Raw genomic sequence first — 12,060 nt, forward strand, 5'->3', positions numbered from 1 at the left:
GCCGAAGACTTCTTGCGTCTTAGCAGCCGGGCGCTGATCCGGATTGCGTCAGAACTGGTTGCCGAAGCCGAAGCGGAAGTTTTCCACCTTGTCGTAGTCCTGCTTGAGGAACGGCACGGCGTAGCTGAGATTGATTGTGCCGAATGGTGACGCCCAGGTCAGTCCGATGCCGGCCGATGCGCGCAGCGCCGATCCATCGTGCAGGACATCACCATAAAGATTGGCATCATTGCCATAGAGCGTTCCCGCGTCCAGGAAGACGGAGCTGCGGAAGCCGAGATCCTGCGGCATGCCCGGCGTCGGCATGCTCGTTTCCACCGAGGCGGTGAAGTATTTGGTTCCGCCGAGCGGATCGCCGTCGGACGTCCTTGGACCGATGCCCGCATCTTCAAAGCCTCTAATCTCGCTGCCGCCGATCATGAACTGATCGAAAATGTTCAAGTCCTGACCATTTGTCGAAGTCATGTAGCCGGCACCAAGGGTTATCGAACCGATGATATCCTGTGAGTCCGAAAGTGTGTGGTAGTAGCGCGCCTTGCCGCTGAGTTTGTAATAGTTCGAGTCGCCGCCAAGACCGGCGACTTCCTGCGTGACCTTGGCGATGAAGCCGTCACGCGGTAGGTTCTGATCGTCAAGAGTATTGTAGGTGAAGGTCTGGGAAACGCTCGATTGCGTCCAGGGACCGTTGTTGATCAGGTTCTGGTACGGTGCGGAGAGATTGTCCTGCCAGTCGCTCTCGCCAGTATAGGTAATCTGCTTGTAGGTGTAGCGAAGCGTCGTCGAAAGGTCCTCGGTGATAGGCGCCGTGATCCGCAGCGAGATACCTTCCTCGCCGTAGTCGTAGTAATCGCTGCTGGTGGTGACGCTCTTGAAAAGGTCGAAGCCGGCGGCGAGGCGTTCGCCAAGGAAATATGGCTCGGTGAAGGAGAGAGTGTAGGTTTGGCTTCCGCTCGTGCTCGCGCCTGCCGCAACCTTGATATACTGGCCGCGTCCGAGGAAATTCTTCTCCTCCACGGAGGCTTCCAGCAAAGGACCACCGTTGACGCCGACAGCGTAGCCCCCGCCGATACCGAAGGAGCCGGTTGGCTGATCTTCGACATCGACGATGATGACGACCCGATCCGGAGCGCTGCCAGGACGTGTCGAGATCTTCACCGACGTGAAATAGCCGAGCGCATCCAGGCGGCGTTTGGCGCGCGCAATCATCTGCTCATTGAAGGCATCCCCTTCGTTGAGGTCGAATTCACGCCGAATGACATAGTCCCTCGTTCGTGTGTTGCCGCGAATTTCGATGCGCTCCACATAGGCGCGTTCACCCTGATCGACGATGTATTCTATCGAGACGGAATGATCTTCGGGGTTGCGATTGCCGCGCGGCGTTACCTTGGCAAATGGATAGCCGGCTGCCTCTATGCGTTTCGAGATTGCGTCAATCGACTTCTGGATATCCTCGGCATTATAGGTATCGCCTTTGCGCGTGATGACGAGGCTTTTCAGGTCGTCGGCATTGATACCCTGCACGGTTGATGTCACTGAAATATCGCCATAGCGATATTTCTCGCCCTCATCGACAACGAAGCTGACGTCGTAGCTGTTCGTCGCGCTGTCGAAGGTTGCATTATCGGACACCAGCCTGAAATCGACAAATCCGTGATCGTAATAGAATTTACGAAGTGCGTCCTCGTCGGCGTCTTTCTTCGTTTCGCTATAAATATCCTTGCGCGTCAGAAACGACAGGAAAGTGGATTTCTTTGTGCTGATCACCGCGGCGAGACGACCGCCGCTGAAAGCATGATTTCCGGAGAATGTCAGCTTGCTGATTGTCGTGCGGTCGCCTTCGTTAATGACGAAAGCGAGATTGACCCTGTTCTTCGCGATGTTGACGACTTGCGGCGTCACTTGGACATTGTTGCGCCCGATCGCGGCATAGGCATCCTTGATCGACTTTATGTCGTCTTGAACCTGACTTTCACTGTATGGGCCAGCCGCCTTGGACTTAACCAGCTCGGCCAATTTATCGTCCTTTATCTTCTTGTTCCCGTTGAATACAACTGCATTGATGAGATTGTTCTCGTGTACGGAGATAACGAGACTATGGCCTTCTACCGATATATGTACATCGGAAAAATAGCCAGTTGCATAGAGTTGTTTGATCGATTGGTCGATATCCGCATCTGAAAAGCTCTTGCCAGGAGCGATCGTTATATTGTCCTTTACTGCGGTCGGTCCAACGCGCTCGGCACCAACCACCCGTATATCACTTACCATAGCTGCCTGCGCAGACAGAGGCGCGGCTATGGCTGTGCTTATGAATGCTAAAATGGCAATTGTCGAATTTGAACGTTTTAACTTTGACCGCGGTAAATCAGAGTTCATCTACGCTTTTACCTTGCATTTCCAAATGGAGCTGTTCCGCGGGTTTTTCAGAGAAATGAATATCCATGCGGTCGGAGAATCTGCCTGTGACGTAGAAAGAGCACTATCACTTCTCCGTGCTCTTCGGTGTTAAGTAATGTTAAGTAATATTTCGATTGGGTCTCCGTCTTGCCGATCGCGCGCGGAACCCCGAAGTACATCGGGATCCCGGCATGTCGACCAAAACTGCTTCATCGCAAGGCGGTTCGCGATCTTGTCTGAAGCGATCCGAAAGCTGCGGATCAAATCTGAAATGATCTAATTGCCGCCGAGCTTGACTTCCCCCAGCGTGCGGAACGTCAGGTGCAGCATTATGGACCAATCGACGCCCGTCGTGCTGGAGGTATCCTTTTTCCAGTCGTAAACTAGGCTGGCAGTCGTGCATTCATCGGAATAGGTTACGCCGAAGTCGTGTTCGCTGAGATCCTTGGCGCGTAGATCATATCCGAGCGTCGTGTTGACTGACCATTGATCCGAGAGTTTCAATTTCACCTGCGGTTGGAGCTCATCCTCATTGGTGGGTATGTCGTAATCGGGCTGAGCCTCGATATGCGTATAGGTCAACTGCGTATCGAGAATCGGCGTGACATAACCAATCGTCGTATCGCCGCGCTTTAGCGCAAAATTGTCGTGGTCGAGCCGATAGGACGTCGAAACTGAAATGCCGTGCGGCATGGTTATGCCGAACATCGTCACATAGTCCGATCGTGCCGTTTCGAGCCCCGATTCGAGGCCGGCGCCGACCAGGTCCGGCGTTGCAAATGAATTCATTCCCATGAGCTGGTAGGACTGGCCAACGACACTGTCCAGTTTGTAGCCGCTGTCGAAGCTGCCGGTGTAACGCATGCCGACATTGGCACGCGTTCCCCCTTCCACGCGGTCGAAGCCGGAGAATTTATCCCGGTCGAAGAGGTTCGTCGCATCGAATACGAAACTTTGAGCATCCTCGTTCGGCAACTGACCGGCAAGCTGCTCGTCGGGTCGGAGATAAATCTGCGCTATGGGTTCGAAGACCTGCGTGGAGTGCTCCGTGGTCGCCAGGATCGGATATTTGGCCTCTAGCCCGGCCGTCAGCATTTTCCGCGCGGCAGCGCCATTGTCGTCGTAGTTACCGGCATAGACATATGAGGGGCTGATGGAGTTCGGCCCATCCATCCCAAGAGCCATCGTATCTCCACGGGCGGCAAGCAGCGGCGTCAACTCCAGCCCCTGAGGCGTCACGAAGGAGCGCTGCCACTGCATTTCGGTCGTAAGCCGCGCATAATCGCCAGTAAGCCCGAGAAAGCGGTCTGAGTTGTCGGGATTGACGACGACGTCCGCGGTGCTGCGCGAGACATTCGTGAAATTGCTGGTCAGCGACAGTTCTCCACCGAGAACAGGCTGTGGCGCGATCGCGTGATAATCGATCACCGGATAGGCGACGGCCTGCTGCTTTTGCAAGGTGCTGCCGGTTGTGGCGTCCTGCTCATTGTAGTAGGCGAACCGCATATCGAAAAAGTTCCGTTTGCCGATGCCGGTCAAGTAGGCCTGATTGGTATGTGTGGCTTGATTGAGCCCCTCGATATTATAGGTTCGGGCAAAGTCGTTGTCGCTCTGCGCCATGACATCCCAGCCGAAGGTCCAGCGTGGGTTGATCCTGAAATCGCCTTTGGAAGCTATGAGCGTCCTGAGCTTGGCATTCACATCGGTGGTTCCGGTGTCAAACGCACCCGGGTCGGCCTGATCGATGAGGGCTGCGCGCAGATCATAGGTGCCGTTTTCAAGCCGCTGGCGAAACTCGCCCTGCAATAGCAAACCCTGATTACTATATCCTGTCGCGGTAACCGTCGCGTCCATGCTCGGCGAAATCACATAGTAATAGGGGATTGCCGCGCCAAAGCCGAGATTCTGGGAGACGCTGAAGGTTGGAAACAGAAAGCCCGACTTTCTCTTTACGGTATTGTCGGGCACGGTCATCCAGGGAATATAGGCGATCGGCTGGCCGAAAAGTTCAAGCCTTGCATGCTCCAGTCTTATCGTATGAGTGATGCCGTTCTGGATAATCCTCTCTGCCTTCACCTGCCACAGCGGAGCGCGGCCCTGTTCCGAGCACGGAGCGCAGGCGGTGTAGACGCCTTTGGTCAGGATAACCTTGGAGCCGCCGACGCGGTCGCCCTTGATTGCCACCATTCTCGTATTGTCGGGCATTTCAACCCGCAGAGCCTCGATAAATCCATTGGAGAAATCATTGGTCACGTCCATTCTGTCACCGTAGGTACGGTTGCCATCAGGGGTGATCAATTCCACATTTCCTGTCGCAGTCATCCTTTTTGTGATCTGGTTGTAGTCGACCTGATTGGCTACCAATTTATAGCCGCCATAGTGGATTTGAACTGCGCCGCGTGCGGTTATTATCTGCGTATCTTTGTTGTAAATAGCCTCGTTCGCCTGTAAGAGCAGCTTCGTCCCATCCGGAATCTTAACGTTTGTCGTGGTCGGTAGTGTCGACGTCTGACCTGCCGGTTGTCGCTGAAATTGCCCTTGCGCAAGTGAATGATCACTGGCTGCACATGTGGCGATGATGGTGAACGACCAAGCCATAGCGGCTCGGTTTGAGGACAACGGAGCTATGCGTCTCAAATGCGGTACTCCGCAAATAGCGCGAGAAATGCTGGTATCTCTTTGTGTATCTCGTTCCGCCTGCGTGCGATAGCGATTCCTTTAGGAGATATGTTCTTTCTTGACTGACTACTTGTCATTCCGTGGTGAGATAATGGAGAAATACTTTTGATTTCCGCCGTGCTTCGATCAGTTGATAGCCATTGAATTACCTGAACCTTACAATCGAATTCTGCTTGACTATCCGGGCTTGTACCTGCCCGGCCTTCCTGCTGGGATACTGCAACACTATGCGTAGCTGGACGCACGATTTCGGACTCCATTGCCATTTGGCAAGGAATAGACGAAGATAGCTACGCTTTGGATTAAGTTGCGTTAATTTATGTTTCTGTATATTTCTGCTTATTTATTTTATGTTTCTCTATGTAAATTTATGCAATTTCCGAAACAAAGTGACAGTATTGCCAACTGCGTGGACGGTACCTGCCACAAGCTCGACAAAATTAGGTGCAGGCTGCCTAATGTACAATACACCTTGTGCGGGAACAGCCGAGCTGGCTCGAAAGAACATTAAACGCATGCCTTGAGAGCATCGAAATGTTCCCGAATTGATCTGAGCTGCAGTAAAGGTGCCCATGAATACCATTAGAACTGCAAACAAGGAGCAGAAGCAGTCGATCCTTCTGGTGGAGGACGATAGCGAGATCGCGAAGATACTGTCGGAAGTTCTGGCCGAAAACGGCTTTAACAGTATGTGGGCCGCCTCCGCCGAGAAGATGGATGCGTATCTGGAAGACAATACGGCCGATCTTGTCATTCTCGACGTGATGTTGCCCGGCGAGAGCGGATTGAGCATCTGCCGCCGGTTGAGAGCGACGTCATTGGTCCCGATCATCATGCTGACGGCGCGTTCGGAGGATGTGGACAGGATCATAGGGCTGGAAATCGGCGCCGACGATTATGTCACCAAACCTTTCAACCATCGAGAGCTTCTTGCGAGAATCCACGCACTCCTGAGACGTTCCCATATCAGCAGACCGCCAAACGATCCTTTCCATTCCGCCTTCCGTTTCGAGGGATGGCGCGTCGAGCCGGGGCAGCGGCAGTTGTTCAGCCCGGAGGGCGCCCGCGTGACGCTGACAAGCACGGAGTTCGACCTTCTTCTGGCGTTCTGTCAGAACTCAAGGCGTATTCTGACGAGGGAGCAGCTTCTGGAGCTCACGCACAGCGGCATAGCCGGCCCGATCGGCCGCAGCGTTGATGTCCATATCAGTCGAATACGCCAGAAGATCGAACCCGACCTGCGCTCTCCGACCTTCATCAAAACCGTTCGCTTGGGAGGCTACGTCTTTACGCCCAGCATAGAGATATTATGACGGGGTATCTTCGTTTCATCAATCACAAGTCCATTGTCACGCAGATGATTGCGGTTGTGCTTGCAGCCGTTGTTCTGGGGACGGTATGCACCTCGGTGGCGTTTCTCTTTCTCTCTTATGGATGGCATAATGAGACCAATCTCAAGCTTGCGGCGGCCTCGGCGGCCGCGCGCATAGCCACGATCGCCGACGACGCCCGCCAGAGCGCGTCACTCGAGGAGCTGAAAAAGACCATCAAGGCTTCGCGATGGCTTGAGATGCATATAGAAATCGTTCCGAGTGCCGTGTTTTTCTCCAGCCCCGAATTTACCTCGGCAGAAAAGCGCACCGAGCAGGAAAGCGGCTTTGCCGACGAACTGCGAAGCGAGCTTCTCTCCCATTGGAACCTGTCGTCATCGGATATCTCGATCTCCACGGGCAACTCGGTCGTCGTCAAGATCAACAATCAATACGCTTTGATTTTCCAGACGACGCACCGCCCGCCGATGCAGCGGTTCATCTTCATACAGCTTGGCTTCGTCGTTGCGACGGTCATGATCGTGGTGCTTTTCCTGGCCGTTTACATCATCAAGCGGCTTATGGCGCCACTCTCGTCGATAGCAGCGGCGGCTGACGCTCTTGGCCACGTGTCGACCCAGGCCCAGCCGATCAACGATGCAGGGCCGCAGGAAGTCATTCAAGTGGCGAGGGCTCTCAATCATCTTCATGGGCGTCTGCAGTCCCTGATAGAAGAACGGACCCGCATGCTGGCTGCAATCAGCCACGATCTTCGCACTCCGCTGACGCGCCTGCGCCTGAAGCTTGAGCGCGGAGTCCAGACCGGGAAACTGGGCAGCATGATCGATGAAATCGAAATCATAGACAACATGATCTCGGAAACGCTGCATTATCTGCGCGAGCAGAACGACCGGCGCGCCGGATATGTCATAGACATGCCGAGCCTCATTCAGACCATCTGTAACGAGTTTGCGGATTTAGGCTTCGATATACGATATCAGGGGCCTGCCAGAATGGCTTACTTCTGCGAGGAATTGGGAATGAGACGCGCGCTCTCCAATGTGATCGATAATGCGATCAAGCATGGGACAGAGGTCGTCGTACTGCTTGAAAGCCGAGGTGCAAGCGGCTTTGAAATCCGGATATCCGACAACGGCCCCGGTATTCCGAAAGAACACCGCGCCAAGGTGTTGGAGCCTTTCTATGTTGCAGACGATGCGCGATCCCTGATCGGAAGAAGCGGATTTGGATTGGGTCTTTCCATCGTACGCGATGTCGTATCCCGTCACCGCGGAACCATTTCCTTTGCAGACAACTCGCCTTCGGGGCTCGTCGTGCGGTTGTCCTTCAATCAATCGCGATCGGCCGAATTTGCAAGCTGAACCTTTGACGGATGCGACCGGCCAGTCTGCAACATGTATCTCGTACGGCGTCATCACTCCCACACGCGCGACGTCGGGGAGGGTGGTGGATGCAATATTCTGACAGAAATGTCCGCCTTGCCGACCCAGATGCGGTTCCGTGAAATTAGGCCCACAGATTGCGATTTAGTCTCGCGCAAGGTCTGGTTGCGATGGTCCATGTGGGGCGAATATCGGTGAACTGCGCTGTGGGGGCGATCAATGATTTCGACGTATCTCGGCTACGTGTCCGCGACAAAGGACATGGCATCAACGCTTGCGCGCATCGCCAAGCAAGCGACGGTCAAGAGCGACCAGCAATATTACGATGCGCATATCGGCAAGGTTAAGAATGTCGATGAGTTTCTGAGCGACTACAAGCTGTACAGCTATGCGATGAAGGCCTATGGCCTTGAGGACATGACTTATGCCAAGGCCTTCATGAAAAAGGTCCTGGCCAGCGATCTTAGCGATACGAGCAGCTTTGCAAACAAACTGACGGACAGCCGCTATCGGCAATTCGCCGCTGCTTTCAATTTTGGCGCTACCTCAAAAAATCAATCGGCTCAGAGCGATTCCCAGAAGAGCGATACGATCGGGCTTTATGAGCAATCCTTCGCCAATGAAACGGCCTTGGCCAAGAAGGAAAGCAAGTTCTACGATAGCTGGATCGACAAAGTGTCGAATGTCGACGATATCGTCAACAGCAGCAGGATGACGGACTATATCCTGCGGGCGCACGGTTTAAACCCGGACAATATCTCGAAGGCGTTCCTGAAGTCGGTTCTGACCGGCGATGTCAACGATCCGAACAGCTTCGTCAACACGGCGAGCAATTTCTCGACGGCATCGGCGCAGCCGACATACAAGCTGATCGCGTCGCAGTTCAGCTTCAATGCCGACGGAACGCTTTCCGGTGCGACTGCGCAGACGACGGAGCAGAAGGAGGCCATGATCTCGCGATATGATAGCATGGTTCCGAGCCTCTTGACCTCGGCTGCGGCCACCAGCAATGACGACTACTATCGTCAGGCGATCACGAAAGTTCAATCGATCAGCGATATTACCGGCGATAACAGGCTGTTTTCCTATATAAAGACCGCATTCAATCTCAATCCCAAGCTCACTCCGGTCCAATTCAACCTCGCCTTCACGAACTCCGATTATGCCGCCGTGACCGGAATGGCGGACATGGTTTCGCACTTCCAGTTTGCGTCCGACGGAACGCTGCCGACCGGTCAGCCGGCGCAGACACAACAGGCTATCGACGATATCTCGACCAAATATATAAACGAGGCCAAAGGTGCGAAACAGGCCCTGTTCGACGACGCCGAGAAACACTACAAGACCGCGGTCGGCGAGATAAAGACGATCGCGGACTTCTTTGCCGCCAACGACACGAAGAACAAGAATCTTCCAACCATAGAGGACATGGCGCTTCGCGCCTTTGGGATTGACAAGAATGAGGTCTCCAGGGATCAGCTGCGCAAGATCCTGGAGAGCGATCCTTATGACAGCAAGAGCTACGTCAATTCGTTGAAAGACGACAGATTCGTCGAGCTTGCCAAAGCATTCAATTTCGACAGCGAGGGCAATCTGCGGGCGCCGGTCGTGCCCCTGTCGCAGACCTCGATCAACAGCCTGATTTCCGCCTATTCGAAGTCGAAGATCTTCGGGTTGACCGGCGAGATGCGGGACAAGGCAGTTAAGGATGCGAAGGACGCGGCGACCGAATTCAGCAAGTCGATCGCCAAGATCAAGACCGTCGACGAACTCCTGGCCGACAAGAAGCTGACGGAGTTTATCCTCGTTGCGAACAATATCGATCCCAAGACGGTCGACAAGAATACCTTGAAGAAGGCCTTCACCGCAGACCCCGAGGATGCCAAGGGTTTTCTGAATACACAGGCTGGCCAGCAATTCAAGGCGATGGTGAACGCCTTCAATTTCGACGCCAAGGGAAATCTGACCACAGCCAAGATCGAGCCGGGACAGAACAAGGGTGCGCGTCTCGCCACCAACGATCTCTATCTTCACCAGACGCTCGAAACGCAGCAGGGGGGCTCCAATGAGGGCGTTCGCCTCGCGCTCTACTTTCAGCGCAAGGCGCCGCAGGTCAATTCCGTCTACGATATCATGTCGGATCCGGCGCTCTACAATGTGATCAAGACGACCTATTCGCTGCCCGCATCCATGTCGAACATGGACGTGACCCGCCAGGCGGCGATGCTCGAAAAGTTGTTCCCGATTAAGGATTTGCATGATGCCGGCAAGGTGAACAACCTGCTCAAGCGCTTCTCGGCCGTCTATGATGCGGCAAATGGCGGGAGCACGACTTCCCCAGCATCCGCCATTCTCACGCGAGGCTCCAAGACGAGCATGAGCGCGGACCTCATGCTCTCGATAGCCCAACTCAGATCGCGATAATGCTTTTCCGCCCGGAGTTACGCAAAAACAGAGGCTCTAGCGCCACTGCGTGATCGCAGTGATGTCTTCGTCTTTGATGCTATTGGTGCTGCAATACGCTCAGGCCTCCGTCCACGGTCAGGCAGGCGGCATTCATGAAGGGACATTCATCCGAGATCATGAAGACCGCGGCCATGGCGATCTCCTGGGGAGTGGCGATGCGGCCGCCCGGATGCAGCTTCATCGTCTCGGCCTTCGCCTTTTCCGGATCGGGAAAGCTGTTCCAGTAATCGATGGCCTTTTGCGTTGCGACGTAGCCGGGCGCGAGCGCGTTCACGCGCACGTTCTTCGAGGCATATTCGATCCCCAGCGATTTGGTCATGCCAAGAAGCGCATGCTTGGCAAGCGGGTAGGGGAAGGTGTGCGGAATGATCGTGAAGGCGTGGGTCGAGGCGATGTTGAGTATGACGCCGCCGCCCCGGGCGATCATCTCGGGCAGCACGGATCGGCAGCAATTCCAGGCGCCCTTGAGGTTGATGTCGAAGCAGCGCTGCCAATCCTCGTCCGTTGCCTGCAGCGGCTCGGCAAAGACGTTGACGCCGGCATTGTTGACGAGTGCATTGATGCTGCCGATTTCGCCGGCCGCCCTGGCCACGGCGGCGCGCACGACTTCGGCATCGGTGATGTTGGCGGCTTGATAGCCAAGGTTAGCGCCATCTTCCCTGAGCTTGCCGGCGCTTTGTTCCAGCAGAGCTTCGTCGCGATCGATAAGGAAGAGGCTCGCATCTTCGGCCGCGCACGCCTCGGCGATGGCCAGCCCGATCCCTTGCGCGGCTCCGGTAATGAAGATCCGTTTTCCAGAAAGGCGGTTTGGCATTCAGTGTTCCTTTTGCAGGCTATCGCGAATATTCCTGTGGCTGCAGACGGATTGATCCTGCAAAGATCTCTCCCGGCTGCAGGATCTTCAAATCCCCAAGATCGGGGAGATTATGACCGTTGGCGATGTGGGACATCGGCTCGAAGCAGAAATAGTCATGGCGAAAGGCCGGGTTGAAGCTCGTGTCGGGAATGAAGATGAACGCGTGCCTGACTGAGATGTCGGCAGTCAGCCGCAGGCTTGCAAGTCTCTCCGGCCAGACGATCTCCGCCTCGCCGCTCCATCCTTCGAAGCCGTTGTTGACCCAGCGGCGGGGCAGGGGTGAGGGCTCGGAGAAGTCGAGATCGGCTGGAATCTCGGTGCGTTCCCCCGGGAGCCAGCCTTCCGTCTCCGTCCAAAATTGCTGCGCCGGCGCAAAGAGCGTCGTTTCAGGGGTCATCGGGAAGTATGGATGCCAGCCAAGCCCGAAGGGCAGCGCCTTCTTGCCGGTATTCTCAACGCTCATGTGAAGCATCAGCCCTTCAGATGACAGAGCGATGATCTGTCTCGCCTCGTAGCTATAGGGCGTATCGCCTTCCCTATGACGAAGGCCGATCTGCAATTCGTTGCTGCTGCGGGAGAGGATGGACCATTCGGCCTGCCAACCGTCACCGTGAAGGTAGTGAGGATCTGAAGCCGTGTTCGGCCTGAGCTGGTAGTCGCGCCCCTCGAATACGAAGCGATTGTTTCGCACGCGGTTGCCGAAGGGGACGAGGGGATAGCAGGCGGAGGCGGACGCATGAGCATCGTCCGGAGCGGGTCTCAATAGCGCAATCCTGCGACCGTCTACTGTCCAGGCGTAATCAAGCAATGTGCCGCCGAAGGTTGAAACGCGAACCGAAAGCGAACCGTCCTGCAAATCGATAATGGTCATTAAGCGGTTGCCTTCCCCTCACAACCAAGGCCGGTGCCGAATGGATCGCACCCTATATTCGCCGGGTTCCATGTCAAC

7 protein-coding genes are annotated in these 12,060 nt (G+C 55.1%); 3 read left to right on the forward strand and 4 right to left on the reverse strand.

The window, feature by feature from the left end; genetic code table 11:
• Positions 1–48: 48 nt before the first annotated feature.
• Positions 49–2,268: an outer membrane protein assembly factor BamA gene (gene bamA, locus ABOK31_RS22255; protein WP_234910357.1), complete on the reverse strand. Its 2,220-nt coding sequence runs from the start codon at positions 2,266–2,268 to the stop codon at positions 49–51.
• A 405-nt stretch (positions 2,269–2,673) separates the two neighbouring features.
• Positions 2,674–4,995: an LPS-assembly protein LptD gene (locus ABOK31_RS22260; protein ID WP_349960874.1), complete on the reverse strand. Its 2,322-nt coding sequence runs from the start codon at positions 4,993–4,995 to the stop codon at positions 2,674–2,676.
• 653 nt (positions 4,996–5,648) lie between these two features.
• Between ABOK31_RS22260 and ABOK31_RS22265 the strand changes: the two genes are divergently transcribed.
• The 3 genes from ABOK31_RS22265 to ABOK31_RS22275 all read left to right on the forward strand — a co-directional run bounded on the left by ABOK31_RS22265 (position 5,649) and on the right by ABOK31_RS22275 (position 10,213).
• Positions 5,649–6,389: a response regulator transcription factor gene (locus ABOK31_RS22265; protein ID WP_174181657.1), complete on the forward strand. Its 741-nt coding sequence runs from the start codon at positions 5,649–5,651 to the stop codon at positions 6,387–6,389.
• Complete coding sequence (locus ABOK31_RS22270) at positions 6,386–7,768, forward strand: ATP-binding protein (RefSeq protein WP_349960877.1); 1,383 nt, start codon at positions 6,386–6,388, stop codon at positions 7,766–7,768. Before ABOK31_RS22265 ends, ABOK31_RS22270 begins: the two co-directional genes overlap by 4 nt.
• Positions 7,769–8,008: 240 nt before the next feature.
• Complete coding sequence (locus ABOK31_RS22275) at positions 8,009–10,213, forward strand: DUF1217 domain-containing protein (protein ID WP_349960879.1); 2,205 nt, start codon at positions 8,009–8,011, stop codon at positions 10,211–10,213.
• Positions 10,214–10,292: 79 nt separating this feature from the next.
• On the opposite strand, the gene ABOK31_RS22280 is transcribed toward ABOK31_RS22275, so the two are convergent.
• Both ABOK31_RS22280 and ABOK31_RS22285 read right to left on the reverse strand, forming a co-directional pair.
• Positions 10,293–11,069, reverse strand: coding sequence for an SDR family oxidoreductase (locus ABOK31_RS22280; protein WP_349960881.1), 777 nt, complete (start codon positions 11,067–11,069; stop codon positions 10,293–10,295).
• Positions 11,070–11,088: 19 nt separating this feature from the next.
• The gene (locus tag ABOK31_RS22285; protein ID WP_349960882.1) at positions 11,089–11,982 is read right to left on the reverse strand and encodes an aldose 1-epimerase; all 894 of its coding nucleotides are present in this window, start codon (positions 11,980–11,982) and stop codon (positions 11,089–11,091) included.
• Between the last annotated feature and the right edge of the window lie 78 nt (positions 11,983–12,060).

The sequence above is a fragment of the Rhizobium sp. ZPR4 genome, assembly GCF_040215725.1.
In the GTDB taxonomy this organism is placed as follows: domain Bacteria; phylum Pseudomonadota; class Alphaproteobacteria; order Rhizobiales; family Rhizobiaceae; genus Rhizobium; species Rhizobium rhizogenes_D.